15 protein-coding genes and 1 pseudogene are annotated in these 25,222 nt (G+C 43.3%); 4 read left to right on the top strand and 12 right to left on the bottom strand.

Translation table 11 applies throughout. From position 1 onward, the window contains the following. Nucleotides 1–6 precede the first annotated feature (6 nt). The 8 genes and pseudogenes from CWM22_01205 to CWM22_01170 all read right to left on the bottom strand — a co-directional run bounded on the left by CWM22_01205 (nt 7) and on the right by CWM22_01170 (nt 7,254). Nucleotides 7–933 (bottom strand): transketolase, encoded by a 927-nt coding sequence (locus CWM22_01205; GenBank protein AUC90643.1) that lies wholly within the window; start codon nt 931–933, stop codon nt 7–9. Beyond that, a complete protein-coding gene (locus CWM22_01200) occupies nt 930–1,778 on the bottom strand; it encodes a transketolase (protein ID AUC90642.1) in 849 nt (282 codons plus the stop codon). Before CWM22_01200 ends, CWM22_01205 begins: the two co-directional genes overlap by 4 nt. A gap of 1 nt (nt 1,779) precedes the next feature. Next, nucleotides 1,780–3,126 (bottom strand): PTS ascorbate transporter subunit IIC, encoded by a 1,347-nt coding sequence (locus CWM22_01195; GenBank protein ID AUC90641.1) that lies wholly within the window; start codon nt 3,124–3,126, stop codon nt 1,780–1,782. A 53-nt stretch (nt 3,127–3,179) separates the two neighbouring features. Further along, a complete protein-coding gene (locus CWM22_01190) occupies nt 3,180–3,464 on the bottom strand; it encodes a PTS lactose transporter subunit IIB (GenBank protein AUC90640.1) in 285 nt (94 codons plus the stop codon). A 1-nt stretch (nt 3,465) separates the two neighbouring features. Further along, nucleotides 3,466–5,508, bottom strand: a complete 2,043-nt coding sequence (locus CWM22_01185) for a PTS sugar transporter subunit IIC (protein ID AUC90639.1) — start codon at nt 5,506–5,508, stop codon at nt 3,466–3,468. A gap of 582 nt (nt 5,509–6,090) precedes the next feature. Continuing rightward, complete coding sequence (locus CWM22_01180) at nt 6,091–6,585, bottom strand: DUF536 domain-containing protein (GenBank protein AUC90638.1); 495 nt, start codon at nt 6,583–6,585, stop codon at nt 6,091–6,093. A gap of 169 nt (nt 6,586–6,754) precedes the next feature. After that, nucleotides 6,755–7,132: pseudogene (locus CWM22_01175) on the bottom strand (6-phospho-beta-glucosidase). Continuing rightward, nucleotides 7,054–7,254: a hypothetical protein gene (locus CWM22_01170; GenBank protein AUC90637.1), complete on the bottom strand. Its 201-nt coding sequence runs from the start codon at nt 7,252–7,254 to the stop codon at nt 7,054–7,056. Before CWM22_01170 ends, CWM22_01175 begins: the two are co-directional and overlap by 79 nt. A 177-nt stretch (nt 7,255–7,431) precedes the next feature. Between CWM22_01170 and CWM22_01165 the strand changes: the two genes are divergently transcribed. The 4 genes from CWM22_01165 to CWM22_01150 all read left to right on the top strand — a co-directional run bounded on the left by CWM22_01165 (nt 7,432) and on the right by CWM22_01150 (nt 11,853). After that, nucleotides 7,432–8,607, top strand: coding sequence for an aminoacetone oxidase family FAD-binding enzyme (locus tag CWM22_01165; protein ID AUC90636.1), 1,176 nt, complete (start codon nt 7,432–7,434; stop codon nt 8,605–8,607). 137 nt (nt 8,608–8,744) lie between these two features. Then, entirely contained in the window at nt 8,745–9,437 is a 693-nt protein-coding gene (locus tag CWM22_01160; protein ID AUC90635.1) for an N-acetyltransferase, read from the top strand. Nucleotides 9,438–9,519: 82 nt separating this feature from the next. Further along, on the top strand, nt 9,520–10,218 hold the full coding sequence (locus CWM22_01155) for an ABC transporter ATP-binding protein (protein ID AUC90634.1): 699 nt from the start codon (nt 9,520–9,522) through the stop codon (nt 10,216–10,218). Between the two features lie 9 nt (nt 10,219–10,227). Continuing rightward, entirely contained in the window at nt 10,228–11,853 is a 1,626-nt protein-coding gene (locus tag CWM22_01150; protein AUC90633.1) for a hypothetical protein, read from the top strand. 35 nt (nt 11,854–11,888) lie between these two features. On the opposite strand, the gene CWM22_01145 is transcribed toward CWM22_01150, so the two are convergent. The 4 genes from CWM22_01145 to CWM22_01130 form a co-directional block, all read right to left on the bottom strand. Further along, entirely contained in the window at nt 11,889–12,911 is a 1,023-nt protein-coding gene (locus tag CWM22_01145; protein ID AUC90632.1) for a putative sulfate exporter family transporter, read from the bottom strand. A gap of 9 nt (nt 12,912–12,920) precedes the next feature. Next, entirely contained in the window at nt 12,921–13,244 is a 324-nt protein-coding gene (locus tag CWM22_01140) for a branched-chain amino acid permease (GenBank protein ID AUC90631.1), read from the bottom strand. Next, on the bottom strand, nt 13,231–13,932 hold the full coding sequence (locus tag CWM22_01135; protein ID AUC90630.1) for a branched-chain amino acid transporter AzlC: 702 nt from the start codon (nt 13,930–13,932) through the stop codon (nt 13,231–13,233). Before CWM22_01135 ends, CWM22_01140 begins: the two co-directional genes overlap by 14 nt. A gap of 229 nt (nt 13,933–14,161) precedes the next feature. Next, the gene (locus CWM22_01130; GenBank protein ID AUC90629.1) at nt 14,162–24,640 is read right to left on the bottom strand and encodes a hypothetical protein; all 10,479 of its coding nucleotides are present in this window, start codon (nt 24,638–24,640) and stop codon (nt 14,162–14,164) included. Nucleotides 24,641–25,222 lie beyond the last annotated feature (582 nt).

Genomic DNA, 25,222 nt, shown 5'->3' with positions numbered 1-25,222 from the left:
ATCTCACTATTGTTGTAACATTAATTGTGCTTGTTTAACAATATGCTCTGCTGTCAGTCCATAAACATCCATCAAATAGACCTGTTGCCCAACTTGACCAAAAGATTCCTCAATACCAATTCGATGTACTGGGGTCGTCAAATCCGTAGCCATTAATTCACAAATGCTACTACCTAGGCCTCCAATTCGATTATGATTTTCTACGGTTAATACTGGCCTTCCTGATAATAGAGCTGGTATGTCTTCATGAATTGGTTTGATACGAAAAAGATCAATGACTTGAACAGATACTCCTTGAGCCTCTAACTGATCCGCCGCCTTTAATGCCTGCTCTACCATAATACCACTCGCAAGCAAGGTCATATCCTCCCCTTGCCTAAGGACACAGTATCCTTTGCTAAAATCTTCTCCACCTTGATAAATAGCCGTTGGTGCTTTCCGAATGGTCCGAATGTACTTCAACCCGTCTACCTTGATGGTTTCTTTTAGAACAGCTTGAAACTGGACATCGTCACTGACCTCATAAACACGCGCTTTTGGAATGAGCCGCATTAAGCCCAGCTCCTCAAACGGCATGTGAGTCCCACCATTCATCTCCGCTGATACCCCCGCATCGGAACCAATGATCGTGGCATTAAGCTGGGCATAAGCTAGAGAGATAAACACCTGATCATAGACTCTACGACTAGCAAATGGTCCGAAAGTATGAATGTATGGCTTGTATCCTAGAAGAGATAGTCCGGCTGCTACCCCTACCATTTCCTGCTCCATGATACCTACATTGACATAGCGTCCACCCAGAACAGAGGACAATTTGTTGGTAGCCATTGAACTGGATAAATCTGCTTCAATAGCTGCTATGGTTGTGTCTTCCTGCCCTACCTGAGCTAGAAAATCACTATAAACCAGTCGCATCTCCTTTGTCTGTCTCATTCCGTCACCTCCAACTCTCTCGCTAAAACAAGTGTTACTTGCTCTAAATCTTCCCGTAATTGACCCGACAAACGCAAATGGTGATTGCTTTCTAATTCTTCTAAGAAGGTAACTCCCTGCCCCTTAGTAGTATCAAGAACGATACATTTTGGTTGAGGAGACTTACTTGACTTCAATGTTAGAATAGCATTTATAATAGCATCTATATCGGCACCATTCACACGCACTGATTCCCAACCAAAAGCCTGAAATTTTTCAACAAAATCAAAGGTTTGGCAAATATCACGAGTTCGACCGTCTAGTTGTTTTTTATTGTCATCCACAAACAGAATCAGTTTCGATAGTTCGTGGTGGGCTGCAAACTGAGCCGCTTCCCAGCATTGACCTTCGTTAAGCTCCCCATCCCCTACCAGAGTATAGGTATAGTACGGTGACTGTTCTATCTTCTTACCATAAGCAACACCCGTCGCGACACTCATCCCTTGCCCCAACGAACCTGTTGTCATATCCACCCCTGGCGTTAAGTTTCGGTCAGGGTGTGAAGGCAAATGTGTTCCATTTTGATTTAGCGACAAGAGAAAATCTCTATCAAAGAAGCCTTTCAAATACAACGTACTATAAAGTGCTGGACCTGCATGTCCCTTAGACAGAATAAAGTGATCCCGCTCCTTAGAAGAGAAATTCTGGACACGAATGTCCAGAATTTCTCCATATAGAGCAGCCAACACTTCTACGATTGATAAGCTACCACCATAATGACCAAATCCTAATCGATTCAAAGTCGCCAAGGTATGGTAGCGAATTTCTTTGGCAAATCGTTTCAAATTAGCTGTACCACTAGTCATATTATCCTTCTTTCTGTTCTTTTTTCACCAATGACAATCCAAGCATCAAGGCCAATACTGCAAAAATACCAACAGAAACTGTGAGAATACCGCCATTTTTAGCAAGAATTCCCAAGAAAATACCTGATAGTCCAAAATCTGCATCTGAGAATGTTGAACCTGCAAAACCAAGGTCTCCCAAAACTGGAAGCAAGAACACTGGCAAGAAACTGATGAGAACGCCTTGCATAAAGGCACCGCAAACAGCTCCACGAACACCACCTGAGGCATTCCCCATAACACCTGCAGTAGCTCCACAGAAGAAGTGTGGTACGACACCTGGAAGGATAACGACACCGCCAGTCAAGGCAAGAATAATCATGCTGACAATACCACCTGCAAAACTAGAGATAAAGCCAATCAACACGGCGTTTGGTGCATAAGGATAAACAACTGGACAGTCTAGGGCTGGTTTGGAATTCGGAACCAACTTCTCTGAAATTCCTTTGAAGGCTGGAACAATTTCCGCCAAAATTAAGCGTACACCGGATAAGATAACAAAAACACCTGCTGCAAAAGTTCCACCTAGGGTCAAGGCGTAAATCATACTGTTAGTACCACCACTAAGGTTTTCCTTAATATAATCACCGCCTGCAAACAAAGCCACAATCATGTAAATCAAGGACATAGAAATGGCAATGCTGACAGTTGAATCACGCAAGAATGCCAAACCTTTAGGGAAATTAATATCCTCCGTAGACTTAGACTTATCACCGACCAAACCGCCTACTACACCACTCAACCAGTAACCAAGTGCACTGAAGTGACCTAGAGCAACATGATCATTTCCTGTCAATTGAATCATGTATTTTTGAACGAAGGCTGGGGAGAGTGTCATAATCAGACCTAAAGCCAACCCACCCATCACAATTAAGCCGACAGAAGTGAAACCTGCAACACTCATGATAACTGCAATCATACAGGCCATATATAGTGTGTGGTGTCCTGTCAAGAAAATATATTTAAAGCGTGTAAAGCGAGCAATAACAATATTGAAGACCATTCCAAGCAACATAATCAAGGATGTAGCAGTTCCATACTTATCCAAAGCCATCGCTACAATAGCTTCATTATTTGGAACAACCCCTTTCAAGTTGAAAGCTTGTTCAAACATTTGACCAAATGGCTCAAGCGAGCCAACAATAATATTCGCTCCGCCACCAACAACAATAAAACCAACAAAAGTTTTCAAGCCCCCCTTAATTAAATCTGCTGCGGGCTTTTTCTGTAAGGCTAAACCTAGAATAGCAATGAGAGCAACCAGAATTGCCGGAGTTTTAGCAATATCAATGAGAAAATCCAATATCATTTTCTGTCTCCTTTATAATTTTATCTTTGCGGGTCATCCCCTGTGTATACGATTTAAACCAAACCTTTTTCTTGACAGATAGCCGTGACAAGTTCCCTCAACTCATTCATATCAATAATACTATTCAATATTCGAACATCTCCTAAATGAGTTGCAGAATCAGCCAGGTCACGTCCGACAATCCACACATCTGCTTCACTCGGATTGGCACCACCTAGATCATAATGCTCCACATGAACATCTGATACACCTAAATCTCGCAAAATGGATTCAATATTCATTTGAACCATAAAGCTAGAGCCTAAACCTGAGCCACAGGCTGTTCCAATTCGTAACATATTACTGTTCCTCCTTTAATAAATGTTGTACGTCGGCAAATTCTTTGGCGCCGACAAGTTGTTGAATATTTTCTTCTTCTCGCAAAATTTTTGTCAAATGCGAGAGTGCTCTGAGATGGGTTTGATTATCCACGGCTGCAATACAAATGAACAGCTGAATTTCATGACTAGGATCATCCAATAGATAAACTGGCTTATCCAATACCAACATTGACATCCCTACCTCATTAACCCCATCTTCTGGTCGTGCATGTGGAATCGCAATTCCTTTACCTAGGTCAATAAAAGGACCAAACTCTTCTACCTTCGCTATCATAGCATCAATATATCGAGTTTCTATAGCTCCTTTATCTACCAGAGGTCGTGCAGCCAGGGCAACTGCTTTTTGCCAATCTAAAACTTCCTCAGACCATTGAAAGGTCTCTTTTGTAATCAATTCTTCTAACATAGGACTCCTTCCCCTTTGCTCATGGGAGCGCTGATTGAGAAACTGCACCAATTCATATTTTAAAGCCTGCTCCTGATGAATGGTTGCATGTTTCCCAATAAGTGATAATAACTGCTCAATCTCAATCGGAAAATAAGCCGCATTTGGGAAATGCTGATTAACCAAATGAAATAATTCTTTTTTATGATTAGAGGTCATCAGCTGGGATACCAAGAAAAATGGTAGCTCTATATTCAGCTTGATAGTTCCAAATACCATGTCATAGTCTGTCATGTCTAGCATCTTCCAATCCTGTAAGGAATGGGTATCGGCAAAATAGATATTAGGAAATAGTTGCCGTAGATTTTCTTTTACAATCAGCGAAGAGCTCACTCCATTTGGGCAAACAACCAAGGCCCGATAACGATATGAACGTTGTTGACCTGCTTCGATGTAGCCACCAAAGTGGATGACAAAATAAGATACCTCACTATCTGGTATAGTAAAACCTAGATGCTCTTCCAAAGGTCGCAAAGCTTTTTTTACAAGATAGAACAAGTCAGCATGCTCTTCTTTGATGGTTTCAGTATATGAATTGACATTTACCAAACGAGATGTTAAACGGTAGTAAGCAGGAATTAGGTGACGTTGCAAACCTTCAATCATTTCCGAGCGATGTTCAAAAGCAATTAAGGACAAACGTTCCATCTCTTCCACTATTTCTACAGTCAAGTGGTAAAATAAATCATCCTTTTCTCTGCTCTCACCTTCTAAGCATCCTTGCAGTAAATGTGACAGATACTCTTGTGTCGCAGCATTTAATTCTAATGTGCTAGTACTTTTTAAACGTAATAATTTCCAAAGTCGTTGCAGAAAATCTTTTACAAACCCTACCTTTCCTTCAAAATTCCAGTTAATAAGGTTGCCAACACGCGCCTGACGGATAAATAAAAATATCAAAAAATACAAATATTCATCCAATCTCTCTTCTAAAGCTGAGACTTTATAATAATTGCAAGCTTGTTGACTCACTATTTTCAATTCTTCAATAGGATTTTCCTCACCCCAAGATTTAAGAATATAATCCAAAGCCCACACACCAATCGAAGACTGCAAACAATTACTGAGTGCATAAAGCGCCAAGCGATGTTTATCTTCTTCTCGACCAATTAGATGATAGCCTTTCGCCCTCGTATATTCCAAGCGTACTTGAAAGTCCAAGCAAAGTTCCTTTACATTCTTAATATCCGTCAATGTTGTGTTACGGCTCACACTCAATAATTCTTGGTAGTGAACGTTTGATACAAATTCTTTTCGGATAAAGGTATAAAGATAGATAAGAAGCTGTCTTTCTTCTTGCGAAAGATAGATCTGGCGATTGCGAAAGAGCGAAAATACACTTTCTTTTTGATTGTAAAGCTCCGTAGAAATAACAAACTCGCTATCTTTGTATTGTATCTGCGGGAAGGAATGTTCTTGCAACAATTGATTGACTAGTTCCAAATTAGAATGTAGCTGCTCCTTTTCAATTCCTGTTTGAATACTAAGTTCGTACAAACTTTCTTTTCGAGTCGCAAACAATTCCATCAGAATCGCCATGGTACGATTATCAACCATATTTTCCTCCTTGTCTTAATTGTATCCCTTTTCATTTCTGATTTCTAGAGTCTTTGAGCCCAATTAATATAATGAAGAACACAAATTCAATTGTGCTCACTACTTAAACTAAAAAAGATTGGTTCCCACCAATCTTTTTATATCACATGTCATCTTCCATTTTTTAGTGCGGGCTGAAACAGTCTATCCCCAGACTGTACCTCGCTTTCTTATTTCCAAGCTCGGGCTGAAATAGTCTATCCCTAGACTATACCTCGCTTTCTTATTTCCAAGCTCGGGCTGAAATAGTCTATCCCTAGACTATACCTCGCTTTCTTATTTCCAAGCTCGGGCTGAAATAGTCTATCCCTAGACTATACCTCGCTTTCTTATTTCCAAGCTCGGGCTGAAATAGTCTATCCCTAGACTATACCTCGCTTTCTTATTTCCAAGCTCGGGCTGAAACAGTCTATCCCTAGACTGTTTCACTCCCCCAGACCTTTATTCGCTCTCTTGTTTTCAAGCTCATGATAAAAAGGTCCCCCGGACCTTTATTCGCTCTCTTGTTTTCAAGCTCATGATAAAAAGGTCCCCCGGACCTTTTTATTTCCCAAACAAACGTGCAAAGAAGCCTTTAGCTTGCACTTCTTCTGCCTGTGCTTTAACTTCGTCCAATTCCAACTTGAGAACTTCCTTATCGGCCATAGCTTTTAGTGTCAATTGCTGTTGCTGATCCAACTGTTTATCCTTCTCAGCAATCTGCACATCTTTAACCTTGAGTTGTTCATCTTTTTCGGCAAGTTGCTTATCTTTGGCTTTTAATTGACTATATAAGCGGATGATTTCAGCATTTTTCTCGTCAACTAAAATTTCCATCAATTCACGATGCTTGACTTCATCGCTAATCGGCTCATCTTCAAAAATGGTTGTTTTGTAGATTTCCTCCAACTTAATCAAGCCAGCACGGTTTACAACGGTCACACCCTTGTCATTTTTATCTACAAATTCTTCAGGAAGTGATTTGACGCGATTATTCATAGCCTGCCGGCTCACTCCTAAAATTTCAGCTAACTCACTGACTGTTTTTTCGATTCCCATAATATCCTCGGTACTTACATTTCTCATAGTTTGTATCATTAAAATATTACCACAGAACCCTATCCCTGTCAAATCTAGGGGAATTTTCTTACCAAGCATTAGTGGATAATCACAAACCTCAAAAGCATCTTATCTCAATGCAATGTTATGTAGAAACGAAATATACATTCTATCTAATGAAACCATTTCTAACACTCACTTGCTTGAACCAATATCCAGATTTTTTGACGGTACGCTTCTGAGTTTGGAGGTCAAGTGAGACCAAACCGTATCGGTTTTTATAGGCATTTAACCAAGACCAGCAGTCAATAAATGTCCAGACCATATAGCCCTTACAGTTCGCCCCTTCATCAATACCTCGATGGAGCTGAATCAAATGGTCTTCCATGAAGTTAATCCGATAGTCATCCTGAATCATGCCATTTTCTTCAAAAACATCTTCCCCCTCAACTCCCATGCCGTTCTCAGTTACCAACCATTCAATATTTCCATAGTTTTCCTGGATATTTTTGGCAATGTCGTACAGCCCTTCTTCATAAATTTCCCATAATCCCAGTTATTCCCCCCCTTTCCATCACCAGCTACGCTTCCCTCACTTTGAGGACCTGAAGTGGAGGAGCCCCACAAAAAAACTTCTGGAAAACGATACTCTCTTTGCTCGCCTGTCATGCTACCACCTATTTTCCTTTAATTTACAGATTGGACATCTAATAAAAACTAGACTTCCTCAGTCTCATTATACTCCCTTCGATCTGCAATCGTCATCTTCTATCTCAAGGAAAAATTCCACAAATCATAGCAAAGACCCAAACTACTTTCTTGTTAAAAATATGATACAATAAAGGCATGAATACAGTAGATACTATTATTATCGGAGCGGGGCCTGCTGGCATGATGGCCGCTATTTCTTCTAGTTTTTACGGCAAGAAGACCCTGCTCCTTGAAAAAAACAAGCGTTTGGGCAAGAAGCTGTCTGGCACAGGTGGCGGACGTTGCAATGTGACCAACAACGGCACACTGGAAGACCTGCTGGCTGGCATTCCTGGCAATGGCCGCTTTCTTTACAGTGTCTTTTCCCAGTTTGACAACCACGACATCATGAATTTCTTTCAGGAAAATGGGGTCAAGCTCAAGGTGGAGGACCACGGCCGTGTCTTTCCGACCACCGATCGCTCCCAGACCATTATCAAGTGCTTGGAGATGAAAATGTTGGAAAATGGCGTGGACATCCGTACAGGAACCGAGGTGGTGTCCGTTCGCAAGATTGACGACCTCTTCCATGTCAAGACCAGCGAAGAAACCTTTACAGCTCCCCAGCTCATTGTCACCACCGGTGGCAAGACCTATCCTTCCACTGGCTCGACCGGTTTTGGACACGACATTGCCCGCCACTTTAAGCTGGAAGTCACAGAGATTGAAGCCGCAGAAAGCCCTGTCTTGACCGACTTCCCCCACAAGAAGCTCCAAGGCATTTCCCTGGACGACGTCACCCTGACCTACGGCAAGCACGTCATCACTCACGACCTGCTCTTTACCCACTTTGGCCTGTCGGGGCCTGCTGCTCTTCGTCTGTCTAGTTTTGTCAAAGGAGGAGAAACCGCATTTCTCGATGCGCTGCCGACCCATTCTGAACAAGATTTGTTTGAGCATTTAGAAAAAAACAGGGAAAAATCTGTCAAGAATGCCCTTGGTGAACTCATGCCAGACCGCCTAGCCGACTTTTTCGCTGAGAACTACGACGGCAAGGTCAAACAAGTTTCCCAAAAGGACCTGACCAATCTGGTCACCCTTCTCAAAGCCCTGCCGATTAAGATTACGGGCAAGATGTCCTTGGCCAAGTCCTTTGTGACCAAGGGAGGCGTTGACCTCAAGGAAATCAACCCCAAAACCTTGGAAAGTAAGAAAATTCCTGGCCTCCACTTTGCTGGTGAAGTCTTGGATATCAATGCCCACACAGGTGGCTTTAACATCACCTACTGTCTAGCAACCGGCTGGGTGGCTGGAAGTTCCTACTCTTCGTAAATCCAACTCAGACGTTGTTGACTTGATTTGATGAACTTCAGTTCTATCTACATCTTCGTTGTCTAGTCTGAGTTTGATTTTCTTTGAGTAGTGCACTTTTATAAATCGCTCTTCAAGCTCAACCTAAAGGAGAAACTATGCCTATCAACTCATTTGACCAAGAAATTGGATCCCCACTACCAAACCATACGACTGGCGCTTTTCCAAACATTAGTATTCTAGAAGGAAAGACAGTTCGCCTAGAAAAGCTTAATCTCCATCATGCAGATGATCTCTATCAGTTTTATGGACCAAGTGCCAAGAAAGCTGACTGGACCTATCTACCCATTGAACCCTTGGCAGACCGTGACTCTTTTCAAGCCTATTTCCAAAAGATGATGGCCTCTTTTGACCCTTATTACCTTGCGATAGTTGATAAAGCTACCAATCAGGCAGTCGGAACCTTTGCACTCATGCGAATAGATACCAACCATCGTACCATTGAAGTGGGATGGGTCCTCTTTTCGCCACAACTGCAACGGACCCGACAGGCGACAGAAGCTCACTATCTTCTCATGAACTATGTGTTTGAAGAACTGGGCTATCGACGTTATGAATGGAAATGCGACTCGCTCAACCAAGCCAGTCAAGCTGCTGCCAAACGCCTGGGATTTACCTACGAAGGCACCTTCCGTCAGGCTCTGGTTTATAAGGGACGTAACCGAGATACCGCCTGGTTTTCTCTATTAGACCACGAATGGCCTGACCGCAAGCTTGCCCTTGAAAACTGGCTAAAGGATAGTAACTTCGATGAACTGGGTCAGCAAAAACAATCCCTATCCTCTTTCTAAATTCAAGCAAAAATCTGCTTGAATTTTTTTGTTTTTATTGTATAATAAATCTATAACAATATAACAAAAAAGGAGATTGGCTATGCAACTAAAACTTTCTTCTGTTTCCAAGAAATTCGACCATAAAATCATTTTGGAAGAGGCCTCCTTTAGCTTTGAACAAGGCAAGATTTACGGTTTGCTAGGGCGGAATGGGGCTGGTAAGACAACCTTGTTCAACTGCATTGCCCGTAATCTGACCTTGGATGGTGGCTCGATTCAGTTTGTGAAGGATGAAAATGCCTTTGACTACGACAACACGGACATCGGTTTTACCCAGACCTATCCGCAACTACCTGCCTTTATGGCGGCTTACGAGTTTGTCCGTTTCTATATGGATATCCACAAGGATAAGCTCAAATCTCCTCGTAGTCCAGAAGAATGGCTAAACTTGGTCGGTATCGGTTTTGAAGACCAGCACCGTCTGCTCAAGGATTTTTCCCACGGTATGCAGAACAAGGTCCAATTACTCCTGTCTTTGATTGTTCAGCCTCCTGTCCTTCTCTTAGATGAGCCACTGACTTCCTTTGACCCTGTGGCTGCCCACGAGTTCAAGCAGCTGATTCGGGAGGCTAAGAAGAATTCCGTTATTATCTTTTCCACCCATATTCTACAGCTGGCTCAAGACCTCTGCGACGAGATTGTTTTGCTACATCACCAAGAATTACAGGCTGTTCCGAGTGACAAGCTCCACGACCCTGACTTTGAACAGGAAGTGGTTGCCCTCTTGACAGCAGACTAGGAGGGGCTTATGAAAACCATTCTACGTTATTTTTGGTATCAGGAAAAGTACAACCTCTATCGGACCGTCAACGGATTTTTCTACTATCTGCGAAAACTGCCGCTTGTGGGCCAGAGCATTCCAGAGAGTATTTTCAAGTCTTATAGCTTTAAGTCTAGTCTCTTTTTGATCCTGCACGTCCTCTCCATTCCCAGTCGCTTTCTTGTCAAGGGTTTGTGGCTGGCCTTGAATTTCTACTTTGCTTCCTTTTGGATGAATATCTTAGCCAGTGAGGAATTGACCTTTTGGAATATTCTTCCAGGGACCTGGCTCCTTGGCTTTTCTCTATGGCTGATCTTTGTTGGCTACACCTATCGGCTTGGCAAGGGATTTGAGCCTTTTATCGCCAAGTCCGAACGGGAATTCATGCAAAATTTTGGACTTTCCCAATCTAGTTTTCTCCAAAGTCAACTATTTGTAGAACCCATTATCACCAGTCTGTCCTACCTGCCTGCCCTGCTGATTTTTTCTAGCCTATCAGGAAATTGGCTCTATCTGCCTCTAGGATTACTGACCATTCCAGCAGGAAGTTTTACCGGACAGGCTCTCAATCGTTGTTTTTTTAATCGACGGATTCTATCCCGCCGTAATTCTTGGCAATCCTGGGTTATCTTGGGTACTGGTCTAGCAACTATTGCCAGTCTTATCCTCTTCCGCAATCATCTGTCACCCATCTTTTTACTGCCTGTGCTTGTCTGTCAGGTCTTGCTGATTTGGTTTGGCTACGGTTATTTGAAGCAACAGACCAATCATCTGGACTATCTCTATTATTGCATGGACCAGTCCTTGCAGATGGATAAGAAGATTTTTGAGCTGACCAAAGGGAACGAGTACACCCGACAAGGTTTACAGATGCAGGCGAAACTGAGTATGGAAACAGGAAAGGACCTGACTCATCTGTCAGGCATGACCTACCTAAACGCTCTGCTATTTGACCGCTATCGTTCTGTCCTTGCGAAAAAACTGCATTTTCGATTGGGTTGTCTTTTAGCTATTGTCCTTTTTATTGAAGGAATTCGTTGGTTTTCAAAAGAGGATATAGAGATAAGCAATGCCAACTACATCGAGGGACTACCTTTTGCTTTCATGGTCATGTATGCCGCCTCCATGGGAAAAGCAGTCGCACAGATGGTCTTTGTTAATTGCGATATTTCCATGCTCCACTATCCATTTTACCGCGAAGCAAAGACCATTATTGCAGGCTTTCATTATCGTTTTCTGCAAACTGTAAAATTAAATGCTGCCTTCTCTGGTTCTCTATTATTGGCCCTCATCATCTTTACCAGAGCGCAACTCCCTATTGAAACCTATCTCCTAACTGCTCTGCTCCTGCTGAGTCTAACAGCCCTATTTTCCTTCCACGACCTCTTTATCTACTATATTCTCCAACCCTTTACCAAGGATATGGAGGTTGTCAACCCAGTCTATAAATTTCTCAGTGGAGCTCTCTACTGGGTAGCCTATCTCAATACCCAGCTGGACCTGGGCAGTCACACCTATATCCTGCTGGTGTCTCTTGCCATGATTACCTATGTCAGCATCGGCTACTGGATTTTATTGAAAAAAGCTCCGCAGACCTTTAGATTGAAGGAATGAAAAAACAGCCTCTCGCAAGAGAAGGCTGTTTTGCTTTACCAAATTCCCAAGATTGCCTGCCAAACCAGTGTCAGCACAGTCACTCCCAGCCAGCAAATTAAACCGACCAGGAGAGCAGCTCTGCCATTTTTCACCAAAGAAAAGACATCTGTTCGCAAACCAATAGCTGCCATAGCCATACAAATGAGAAACTTGGACAGGGTTTTGAGTGGGGCAAACAAGTCCGTCCCTAATCCAACATGACCTGCGATTGTAGTCACCAGACTGGCTAGGATAAAATAGAGGATAAAGGTTGGAAAACTTGCCAAGAGGGACTTCTTGTCTGCCTGAACTCCCTTTCCTCGACTCCGCCAAATCGCCAAGACCGTTGTAATCGGGATAATAGCCAAGGTCCGCGTCAGCTTGACGGTCACTGCCGTGTCTAAGGTCTGACTGCCTAGGCCATAAAGACTGTCCCAAGTAGCCGCCGTTGCGGTAACCGACGAGGTGTCATTGACCGCCGTTCCGGCGAACATCCCAAAGGCTTGACCCGAATCGGTCGAAAACCCAAGCCAAGTTGCCAAGGTCGGAAAAATCAAGGCCGCCAAGACATTAAAGAGAAAGATGACCGAGATAGCCTGTGCCACATCCTCATCATCTGCCTGGATAACGGGAGCCGTCGCCGCAATGGCAGACCCTCCACAGATAGAGGTCCCTACGCCAATTAAGGTTGCCAGATGAGATGAAATGGGCAAGATTTTCCACATCAGAACCGCCAAAATCAAGGCGAAACTAATGGTCGAAAGAATAATTGGAAGAGATTGACGACCGACTGCCAGGACCGCAGATAAGTTTAATCCAAATCCCAAACAAATGACCGCGTACTGTAAAATCTTCTTAGAGGTAAAGGTCAAGCCTGGCTGAAACGCATTTTCCCTTGAGATATAAGAGTGCAGGCTCATCCCGATTAGAAGGGCAAAAACGGGCCCACCCACTACTGAAAACCAACTCCCTAAGCACCAGCTTATTCCAGCCAAGACGAGACAAAGTACCACACCTCTGGCATTTTCCTTAACCATAAGCCCCTCCTAGAAAATCAAGCGGAGAACAGCTGTCGTCAAGACGCCAACTACTACTGCGAGGAGGATGTTTTTGGTCCTCAAGACCACCAAAAAGGTCGGAATGAGGGCCAGACTTTCGACGGGAAGAAGGCTGGGGAGTGTGCCCACCTCTTCGTCCATGATGCTGGACAGGGTCAGAGCAAAGATAATGGTGATAGGTAGAAAGCTGAGAAATTTTACCAACTTTGGAGGCAGGGATTTGTTCTGAGTCAGTACAAAAGGCAGGACGCGTGGTACCCAGGTCACTAGGGCCGACGCCAGAATAATCAATAGAATACTAGTTTTTATCATCAATCATCACCCCCACAAAACAACCCAAAATCGTCGCTAAGAGCACTGCCACATAAGACGATACTAGCACAGACAGGCCGACATAGGCCAGACCAACCGCGAGCAAAATCAAGCCGATTTTTTTCAAAGGAATGGTCCGAGCCATAGCTTCCAACTGACCTGAGAAAATGCCGACAAACATGGCAACCAAGGCAAAATCCAAGCCAAACTGCTCAGGATTTGGAATCAAACCGCCGATGAGATTTCCCAGAGTGGTAAAGATAACCCAAGAAGCATAGCCAGCAAAGTTGTTACCGTACATCCAGCCAGGAGCAATCTGCTTGTCCTCAATGTGTTTCCGCAAGAGAACCGCATAGGATTCATCTGTTAAAAATGAGCCAATCAAGATGTTGGAGCCCAGCCTATTTCCCTGAAAAATGGTCGTCGTGTGCAGGCACATGAGAAAATTCCGCAGGTTGACAAAGAAAACCGTCACCGCAATCGACAACAAGGGGGCACCAGCCAAAATCATGGCACAGATGACAAATTGGGCACTCCCTGCATAGACCAAGAGGCTCATCAAAGCCATTTCCACTGCAGAAATGCCTGAATTGACCGAAACCACACCGCAGGCTAGACCGATACTGGCATAGCCCAGAGCTGTGGGAATGGCATCCCGCAGGCCCTCACGAAAATCCTGTACTTTCATAGAAACCTCCTAAGACACTTACTGTGCAAATATGTATTTTCTATTCTCTCATAATGACCACTGATTTTCAACCATTTCCCAACAACAAAAGGACCTAAAGTCTAATGACCTTAGATCCTTTTTATTTTGAACTGTACAGATGGATGACTTACCAAGGGATATCCATCTGTGCTCAACTTTTCGAGAAAAGCTAGTTTCTTATCAAAAAGATTTCGATGAATGGCTTATTTTAAGCTTCTTCTTCGTCTTTTTTTCTCTTTGCTGCGAAAAGTGCTAATCCCATTCCAAGAACTGCTAATCCAAGTGAAGTTGCTGAAGTTGCTTTTTCACCTGTATTTGGCAATTGCTTAGCTTTCTTAGTTGACTTGTTGGCATTTGAAGTAGAAGTAACTGATTTCACTTTCACTCCTGCTGCAGGATTATTTGCATCTACTGCTTCAACTTCTGCCGAATTCAAGTCTGAAACATTTCCAGCCATATCTTTAGAGTAAGCTGTCACAACTGTTCCTGGCTTGATAGCAGAACCTGGAATGATAACTTGACCAGTAACAGGATCTACAATCACAGCTTTAGCAGTTGTTGTCCATTTACCATCTGCACCCTTAGTAACAACAACAAGTTGTGCCTTACCATTGTTATCTACGTAGGTAACAACAAATTCAACAGCCTCTTTAGTTGGAGCAACTACAATATTACCTTTAGCATCGTCTGTAATCGCAGGAGCAGTTGTATCTGCCTGTTTCACAATCTCTGCTGGCAATACCAAGTCAATAGAACCATCTGGGTACTTGATTGACACAGAAGCATCTTTAGAAACGATGATTTCAGTTCCTTCTGGGAATGTATTGTTCTCTTCAAGGAGAGCCTTGATGCGAGCAATTTCTTCTTCAGTCAAGTTGTTTGGATCAAGTACTGGTGTTACTGTTACAACTGGTTTGATAAGAGCTGAAAGTGGAAGTTTGATTTCACCCAATGCATGATGAGTTCCAGCACCATTGATAGCAATAATTGCTTCTTCAACAGCTTTATCGATTTCAGCCTTAGCTGCTGCTTTCTCTTCTGGTGTCAAGTTTGGATTTGCATCGATGGCTGCTTTCGCTTTATCTGCTTCTTCCATAAGCTTGTTCTTAGCACCTTGCTTAGCTGCATCAAGAACATTTTCTGCAATAGCAGCGTTGCCCTTATCTTTAGCAGCTTGAACTTCAACTGAAGATGTTGAACCGTCAATTGCTTTATTTGCCGCTGCTGCTGATGCATCTACTGCATCTTTAGCGGCTTGTTTCTCAGCGTCTGTCAAGTTGTCGTTGGCGTCAATTGCTTTCTTAGCATCGTCTGCTGCTGCCTTAAGTTCTTCCTTAGCGACTGCTTTCTCACCTGCAAGAGTTGCTGCGTCAACTTCGTCAGCCTTAGTTGCTGCATCGATGGCTTCTTCTGCCTTAGCTACTTCTGCATCTACTGCTGCCTTAGCGGCTGCTTTCTCTTCTGGTGTCAAGTTGTCGTTAGCATCGATAGCTGCTTTCGCATCTTCTGCTGCCGCTTTAAGCTCTTCCTTAGCGACTGCTTTCTCACCTACAAGAGTTGCTGTCTCAACTTCGTCTGCTTTAGTTGCTGCGTCGATTGCGTCATTAGCTTTCGCTACTTCTGCATCTACTGCTGCCTTAGCGGCTGCTTTCTCTTCTGGTGTCAAGTTGTCGTTAGCATCGATTGCTGCTTTCGCATCGGCTGCTGCGGCTTTGATTTCTTCTTTAGCGACTGCTTTCTCACCTGCAAGAGTTGCGGCATCTACTTCGTCAGCCTTAGTTGCGGCATCGATTGCGTCGTTAGCTTTAGCTACTTCTGCATCTACGGCATCTTTAGCCGCTTGTTTCTCAGCGTCTGTCAAGTTGTCATTAGCATCAATTGCTTTCTTAGCATCGTCGGCTGCGGCTTTAAGTTCTTCCTTAGCAACTGCTTTCTCACCTGCAAGAGTTGCTGCATCTACTTCGTCAGCTGATGTTGCTGCATCGATTGCGTCGTTAGCTTTTGCTACTTCTGCATCTACTGCATCTTTAGCTGCTTGTTTCTCAGCATCTGTCAAGTTGTCGTTGGCATCGATGGCTGCTTTAGCATCTTCTGCTGCCGCTTTAAGTTCTTCCTTAGCGACTGCTTTTTCACCTGCAAGAGTTGCTGTATCAACTTCGTCTGCTTTAGTTGCTGCATCGATTGCGTCGTTAGCTTTTGCTACTTCTGCATCTACTGCATCTTTAGCTGCTTGTTTCTCAGCATCTGTCAAGTTGTCGTTGGCATCGATGGCTGCTTTAGCATCTTCTGCTGCCGCTTTAAGTTCTTCCTTAGCGACTGCTTTTTCACCTGCAAGAGTTGCTGCGTCAACTTCGTCAGCTTTGGTTGCTGCGTCGATTGCGTCGTTAGCTTTCGCTACTTCAGTATCTACTGCTGCCTTAGCGGCTGCTTTCTCTTCTGGTGTCAAGTTGTCGTTAGCTTCGATTGCTTTCTTAGCATCTTCTGCGGCTACTTTGAGTTCTTCCTTAGCAACTGCTTTCTCACCTGCAAGAGTTGCTGTGTCAACTTCGTCAGCCTTAGTTGCGGCATCGATAGCTTCGTTAGCTTTCGCTACTTCTGCATCTACTGCTGCCTTAGCGGCTGCTTTCTCTTCTGGTGTCAAGTTGTCGTTGGCATCGATTGCTGCTTTCGCATCGGCTGCTGCGGCTTTGATTTCTTCTTTAGCGACTGCTTTCTCACCTGCAAGAGTTGCGGCATCTACTTCGTCAGCCTTAGTTGCGGCATCGATTGCGTCGTTAGCTTTAGCTACTTCTGCATCTACGGCATCTTTAGCCGCTTGTTTCTCAGCGTCTGTCAAGTTGTCATTAGCATCAATTGCTTTCTTAGCATCGTCGGCTGCGGCTTTAAGTTCTTCCTTAGCAACTGCTTTCTCACCTGCAAGAGTTGCTGCATCTACTTCGTCAGCTGATGTTGCTGCATCGATTGCGTCGTTAGCTTTAGCTACTTCTGCATCTACTGCTGCCTTAGCGGCTGCTTTCTCTTCTGGTGTCAAGTTGTCGTTGGCGTCGATAGCTGCTTTCGCATCGTCAGCTGCGGCTTCAAGTTCTTCCTTAGCGAATGCTTTTTCACCTACAAGCGTTGCATTGTCGATAGCATCTGCTGTAGTTGCTTTATCGATTGCTTTTTCAGCCTTGCTCAATTCAACGTAGACATCTGCTTTCGCTGCTGCTTTCTCATCGTCTGTCAAGTTAGCATTTTCATCAATAGCTCGCAATGCATCTTCTGCAGCGGCTTTGACTTCTTCTTTAGCGACTGCTTTTTCACCTACAAGAGTTGCTGCGTCGATTTCTTCTGCTGTATTAGCATTGTCAATCTCAAGGTTTGTTGCTGCAACTTCTGCATCAATCGCTAATTTAAGAGCAGTCTTCTCAGACTCAGGCAAGTTTGCATTTGCGTCGATGGCTTTCTTAGCATCGTCCGCTGCCGCTTTAAGTTCTTCTTTAGCGACTGCTTTTTCACCTGCAAGAGTTGCTGTATCTACTTCTTCAGCTTTGGTTGCTGCGTCGATGGCTTTTTCTGCCTTAGCAACTTCATCATCTACGGCTTTCTTAGCTGCTGCTTTTTCTTCTGGTGTCAAGTTTGCGTTTTCGTCGATAGCTTTCTTAGCATCGTCCGCTGCCGCTTTAAGTTCTTCTTTAGCGACTGCTTTCTCACCTACGAGTGTAGCTGTGTCTACTGCATCGGCTGTTGCTGCCTTGTCGATAGCTTCGTTAGCTTTCGCTACTTCAGTATCTACAGCTGCCTTAGCGGCTGCTTTCTCGTCGTCTGTCAAGTTGCTGTTAGCATCGATAGCTTTCTTAGCATCTTCTGCGGCTGCCTTGATTTCTTCCTTAGCGACTGCTTTCTCACCTACAAGTGTAGCTGCGTCAACTTCATCAGCTGTTTTCGCTGCTACAACGGCTTCCTTAGCTTTTGCCAATTCAGCATCGACTGCATCCTTAGCAGCTTGCTTCTGGTCGTCTGTCAAGTGAGTGTTGGCATCGATGGCTTTCTTAGCATCTTCTGCGGCTGCTTCAAGTTCTGCAGTAGCGAATGCTTTTTCACCTACAAGCGTTGCATTGTCGATAGCATCTGCTGTAGTTGCTTTATCGATTGCTTTTTCAGCCTTGCTCAATTCAACGTAGACATCTGCTTTCGCTTTTGCTTTCTCAGCGTCTGTCAAGTTAGCATTTTCATCGATAGCTTGCAATGCATCTTCTGCAGCGGCTTTGACTTCTGCCTTAGCAATTGATTTTTCTGTTGCAAGAGTTGCTGCGTCGATTTCTTCTGCTGTCTTAGCATTGTCAATCTCAAGGTTTGTTGCTGCAACTTCTGCATCAATCGCTAATTTAAGAGCGTTCTTATCAGACTCAGGCAAGTTTGCGTTTTCGTCGATGGCTTTCTTAGCGTCATCGGCTGCTGCCTTGATTTCTGCTTTAGCATTTGCTTTTTCAGCGTCAAGTGTCGCTGTGTCAACATCTGCTGCTGTTTTCGCGTTTTCGATGTTTCCAAGAGTGGTATCTCTTGCTTCCTCAATGGCTACAATTGCTTCTTCTTTGGCAGTATCTGACAAGTTGTCGTTGGCCTTGATACCTGCGATTGCATCAGCTGCATCAGCTTTTACTTCTTCTTTAGCAACATCTTGAGTAGCATCGAAGGTCTTGCTTTGAATGTCAGCTGCTGTTGTTGCATCTGCAATAGCTTTTTCAGCTGTTTCAGCTGCTTTGGTAACAGTTGCTTTGTATTCATCTTTTTCAGCATCTGTCAAGTTGGTATTTGCTTCAATACCTTTCACAGCATCAGCTGTAGCTGCGGCTACTTCTTGCTTAGCGATGTCTTTTTGAGCAAGAACTGTTTCAGCGTCAACAGTATCTGCATCCGTTGCATCGTCAATCTTAGTTTCTGTATCTTTCAACGCATTATCGATTGCATCTGTGTAGACTTTCTTCTCTGCATCTGTCAGGTTTGAATTTTGTGCAATAGCTGCTTTTGCATCGTCAGCTGCTGCTTTTGCTTCAACTTTAGCAATAGATTTCAAGCCATCAAGTGCACCTTTGGCAACTTCATCAGCCGTTGTTGCTGTCTTAATAGCATCTTCTGCTGCTTGGCGAGCTTTCTTCAAGTCTTCTAAGGCTTGTGTTTTAGCTGCTGTTGACAAGTTATCCGCTGCTTCGATTGCTTTCACTGCGTCATCGTAAGCCGCTTTAATCTCGATGTTTGCAAGGTCTTTTACAGCTGCATCTTCTAAGGTTTGAACTGCTTCTGGAGTCGTTGCTTTTTCGATGTTTGCTACTGCTTCCGCTGCCTTAGCTTGAGCTGCAAGTTTCGCTGCATCTTTTTCGTCTTGTGACAAGTTTGAGTTAGCATCGATAGCTGCTTCTACAGTTGCCAAGTCTTTGGCAATCTTGTTCTTAGCGTCTTGTTTAGCTGCGTCAAGAACATCTTCTGCGATAGCTTTCGTACCAGCTTCTTCTTTTGCTTGAACTGCTTCTGGTGTTGTTGCTTTTTCGATGTCCGCAACTGCTTTTGCTGCTTCTGCATCTACAGCATCTTTAAAGCCTTTTTTCTCATCTTCTGACAAGTTTGGATTTGACTCAATAGCTGCATTTGCTGCTTCTACATCTTTGGCAATCTTGTTCTTAGCATCCAATTTAGCTGCGTCAAGAACATCTGCAGTGATAGCTGCAGTACCTTCTTCTTCTTTTTCTTGAACTGCTTCTGGTGTCGTTGCTGCATCGATTGCGTCGTTTGCTTTCTTAGCTTCGTCTGCTACTGCTGCCTTAGCATCTGCAATTTCTTTTTCTGACAAGTTTGGATTTGACTCGATCGCTGCATTTGCTGCTTCTACATCTTTGGCAATCTTGTTCTTAGCATCTTGCTTAGCTGCTTTAAGTTCTTCAGCATCGATAGCTTTGACACCGTTATCCTCTGCAGTTTGAGCTTCAGCTGGAGTCGTTGCCTTGTCGATCTCGCCTTTTGCTGTTTGTGCAGCTTCGTCTACAGCATCTTTGAAGGTTTGTTTCTCATCTTCTGACAAGTTTGGATTGTTGTCAATTGCTTCTTTTGCTGCTTTTACATCTTCATCTATCTTGTTCTTAGCGTCTTGTTTAGCTGCGTCAAGAACATCTTCTGCGATAGCTGCCGTACCAGCTTCTTCTGCTGTTTGAGCTTCAGCTGGAGTCTTCGCCTTGTCGATCTCGCCTTTTGCTGTTTGTGCAGCTTCGTCTACAGCATCTTTGAAGGTTTGTTTCTCATCTTCTGACAAGTTTGGATCGTTGTCAATCGCTTCTTTTGCTGCTTTTACATCTTCATCTATCTTGTTCTTAGCGTCTTGTTTAGCTGCGTCAAGAACATCTTCTGCGATAGCTGCCGTACCAGCTTTTTCTGCTGTTTGAGCTTCAGCTGGAGTCTTCGCCTTGTCGATCTCGCCTTTTGCTGTTTGTGCAGCTTCGTCTACAGCATCTTTGAAGGTTTGTTTCTCATCTTCTGACAAGTTTGGATCGTTGTCAATCGCTTCTTTTGCTGCTTTTACATCTTCATCTATCTTGTTCTTAGCGTCTTGTTTAGCTGCGTCAAGAACATCTTCTGCGATAGCTGCCGTACCAGCTTCTTCTGCTGTTTGAGCTTCAGCTGGAGTCTTCGCCTTGTCGATCTCGCCTTTTGCTGTTTGTGCAGCTTCGTCTACAGCATCTTTGAAGGTTTGTTTCTCATCTTCTGACAAGTTTGGATCGTTGTCAATCGCTTCTTTTGCGGCTTTTACATCTTCATCTATCTTGTTCTTAGCGTCTTGTTTAGCTGCTTCAACAACATCTTCTGCGATAGCTGCCGTACCGGCTTCTTCTGCTGTTTGAGCGGCTTCTGGTGTTGTTGCTGCATCGATAGCTTTCTTAGCATCTTCTGCTGCTTTAGCTACTTCTGCCTTAGCGTCTGCAATTTCTTTTTCTGACAGGTTTGGATTTGACTCGATAGCTGCATTTGCTACTTCTACATCTTTGGCAATCTTGTTCTTCGCATCTTGCTTAGCTGCTGCAAGTTCTTCAGCATCAATAGCTTTGACACCGTTATCTTCTGCTGTTTGTGCTTCAGCTGGAGTTTTTGCCTTGTCGATTGCGTCGTTAGCTTTCGCTACTTCTGCATCTACTGCATCTTTAGCGGCTTTTTTCTCAGCTTCTGACAAGTTTGGATTGTTGTCAATCGCTTCTTTTGCTGCTGCTGCCTGGTTTTCAACATCTGCTTTAGCGAGTTCTCTATCATAATGGCTTACAGGAACCCAGTTATAAATTTCCTGACCATAGGCGTTACTTGTTTTTACACGAACTTGGTATGAACCTTCAGTTGGCAATCCTGCTACTGAGTCAACAGCTACTGTAGGTGAAGAGCTATCTAAACGGTAACCAACAACAGTACGGGTATAAGCATCCTCTGGAATTTCTACCTCAGAGTTATCTGGATAGCCACTGTTGCTGTCAATGACCATCTTAGCTGTAATATCTGCCACAGTTGGACTAGTTCCTTTGAAAAGGCTAACAGGAGTTACGTCAGCTGGGACAGTATCTGAGAAAGCATACACTCTGAATGTTGGACTTTGTCCTACGAGTCCTTTATCATCAGTCACTTTCAATAAACGAGTTGCATTAGTACCTGCAGGAGCTGCAACACTTCCTTCAAAGTAGCCGTCAGTACCAACTAGAGTTGCAGGAGTTACACCTTTTTCAAGCATATCGGCCGTGTCATTTCTAGCATCGTTGTAAACGATTCTTGTGACTTGCCCATCATCCGTTATGTTTACAACAGCTTTTGTAGCCTTATTTCTGTCGAATGCTACATTCGTTCCGGTTACACCTTCACTATTCTCAGTTCTATCATTATTTTTAGAGAAGACATAAACAGTCTTTGTTGTGCCTTCAACTGCGTCAACAATTTCAACTTTTGGTTTCAAGTTGTAATCAACTTTTACCCAGTTGTAGATGGTTTGACCATAAACGTTAGTTGTTTTAACTTTAACTTCAAAATCCTTATCTTTCGGGAATTGTGCAAGGTTAGTTTGTTCAGTATATACACCATCCGCAGTGCGGTATCCTACAATGGTACGAGTTACTTCACTGTCAGGAACTGTAAGAGTAGGGCTTGTATCGCTGAAACCACCTGATTGAGCGTCAAGGGTCAACTTAGCAAAAACTTCTCTTTCTGTCAATGCAACATCTTGATTCTTAGCAATAGGTTGGTTATCTACTAGTTTATCCGTATAAGATACCGTGTAGAATGCTTCGCCTCTAACTTCTGTATTTGATTCATCTGATACGATAAACTGACGTGTATACTTACCACCAGGTAGGAACTCGTACGTACCACCTAGATAAATATTTGCAGTACCATTGGTTACGGTTACGTTCGTAAAGGTACCATCAGTTGCCTTCAATACAGTACCATCAGCTGCCGTTGCCACCATTTTAGAACCGAGGTTGTTAAGTCGGTTTTGTTCCGCCCCACCTCCATAGTCCACCTTGATGCTTGTGCTATCTGGATCTGTGATGGTTGCAACTGGTTTCGCAATAGTGCTGTCAAAAATTGGTGCCTTAGCTTTTTCCCCTGTTTCAGCTTTAGCAGTTGTTACCGCTTCAGTATCTCCAGTTGTTATACCGAAGATGTAAACAATCTTACGTTCTGGGGAAGTTGTGTTGAATGGGTTTGCCGAAACTGTTCCTGACGCAGTGATTGTTGGTGCAGCATTAAGAATGACTTTAACAACATTCTCAATCGTTTGACCATGAACGTTTGTTGAAAGAACAGTCACATCATATGTCCCTGCTTCTGTAGGAAGAGAGCCTGTAACCGGATCACCTGAAACAACAGTACCGTCAGCTTCAGCAACTTTGACATATTCTTTGATTTCATGCCAGATTTGTTTGCCAGTCTTATCAGTATCTGCAACGGTAGTAGAAGTACCTGTTGCACGAGCAGTTAGTGCAGAGTTGAAATGTTGCTCAAAGGCAATGTTTAAAGGACCTTGAGTAGCTTCGGCAGTAGAGCTTGTGCCGTTTCCACGTGTTACATCTGACTTGACTTTTGCAAGAATCTCATTAGCAGTTACTCCCGCCGTAACTGCTTTACGAACTGGCTCCTCATCTGTTTTTACAACAGTATACGGTACAAAGGTGAACTGTGGTCCTACTGTCTCATAACCACTGCTGCTAGCTTTGAACCGCCATGAAAAGGTATTACCTGCCTCTTTGATAGTGGTTGTTCCGTATATGACACCTGAATTATTGATGTTCAGACCATATCTGTCTCTTTCAGGGATTTCTTGCCATCCACCACCTACGAGTGAAATGGTTAGAGGTGAGCCATCCGGACCTTGTGCTGTTGCACTGATTTGGCTGTTCTCTTGAGTTAACTCCTTGCCAATCAAACCAAAGAAGAAATCCTGATTCTCATATTCTTGTTGTTTTGAATTGGTTGCAAAATCACGGATATGGTTTGGATAATCTGGACGAACTTTACCTTTACTTGACGTGGTGATTGTAATACCTTGATTTGTCGCATCCAACATAGCAGTCAAGATTCCATCTTTATCGACTTTCAACATTTCAGCCGCAAGGTTTTGTGTGCTTGTGCGTACTGTATTGATTTGGTCATCGAGTTCTGCTTCAGTTGCAGCGTCATTTGCCAAAACTTCATTAGCGGTAGCAGCTACTGCTTTCGTTTCGTTAGCAGCTGTTTCAAGGGCAGTGTTACCAGCTTGCTCTTTCGCTACTTGGCGGAGAGCTTCGTCAGCAAGCAAGTCTGCTTCTAAAGACAATCGCATCAAGACATCACGGTTTGACAATTGTGATGCTGCAATCTCTTCTTCTTTAGATTTTTTCGTTACGGCAAAAACTAATATATTTGTTTGGTTTTCAACCAATTGAACAACAACTTTTGCCTTATCTTGAACCAATTCCCAACCAGAAGGCATATTCTCAGATGCAGACACGGTTACTTGTGTTTTAGCTGTTTCATCAGTCGTTGTTACAGGTACAAGGTGACCTCTTCTGTCAACAGTTTCGTTTGCTTCATTGACGTAATGAGTGATGTAGCTAAGGTAGGCTGTACGTTCTGTTGGTTTCGCTGATTCTTCTGATGTAGTTGGTGCTACCTCAGCCTCAGCTACTTCTGCCGTCACTGGTGTTGATTGCGTAGCTGCTAAACTTGCTGGCTCAGGAGTTGCTGCTGCAGTTGATGTTTCAGATGTAGCCGACTCAGCTGTCGTAGTTGTTGCTGCTTCTGGTGCAATTTTGTCTACTTTTACTGTGAAGATGTTGTCTGCTTTTTCAGTAAGGGTAACTTCACCTAATCCTGATACAATGGCATAGCCTTCTGGCACAAGGTCAGCAGTCAAGTATTCTGTTGCTGTTGCAATAGTCTCAACTGTATATACTAAAACCTTTTTCTCTTTCGTTTCAACAACTTTACCTGTTTGATCCACGATGTTAACTGTGTATGGTATGGATGCAATCCGCTCGCTTGTTGCGACTGCTGCTGTTTCAGTTGCTGTGTTGGCATGTACAACTGGGGTGTTTGCGATTGCTCCACCGAAAATAACGTTGGCAATGACCGCCGAAGCTAGACCAAAGCTAAATTTACGAAAAGAAAAGCGTTGTTCTTTTCTAAACATATCTTTACTAGACATGAAAATCCTCCTAATAATTGTGCTGGCTTATGCAATAGTAGCTAACATAGACCTTTTTCTCACTTGCTTATATACAAAAATACCCCCCCCCTGCTTTAAAAAGTTAGTAGGGAGGTATCGTCTATGATTAGCTCATTTCTGAACATGGGGGTGACGTATATTGGCGCAAAAGCTCCGAAAAATCTACATAAGTACGATAGTTAAATTATAGCACTATTATTTCAGAAATTCAAGAAAATAATACTCATTCCACGCCATACGCATGAAGAAAATGCATGTAAGCGTTTTCTTATTACATGCATTTTTTTGATTTATTTTCATAGTTTTTTTCATTTAGTTATGAGTGACTCCTCAAACTAATTATAGCATAAATTTTTTTCTAAAAAACTGTATAAAATATGAAAATTTTCTCATTTTTCATATTTTTTTGTAAATTTTTTCAAAAATTTTTACAGTCGGGATTCGGCTAGGTTTTCTGGGTGCATTTTCATGGTATTTGCTGAGAATGAGGTTTGTTTTCTTGGATAGTTGATAGCGTTTTCTGAATGTTTTCCAGTTTCTTTTTTATATTTTCCAACAAAT

Source organism: Streptococcus suis (assembly GCA_002831545.1).
GTDB lineage: Bacteria > Bacillota > Bacilli > Lactobacillales > Streptococcaceae > Streptococcus > Streptococcus suis_P.
Note: the sequence above shows the minus strand (reverse complement) of the source record. Positions and strands in the feature narration are given on the sequence as shown.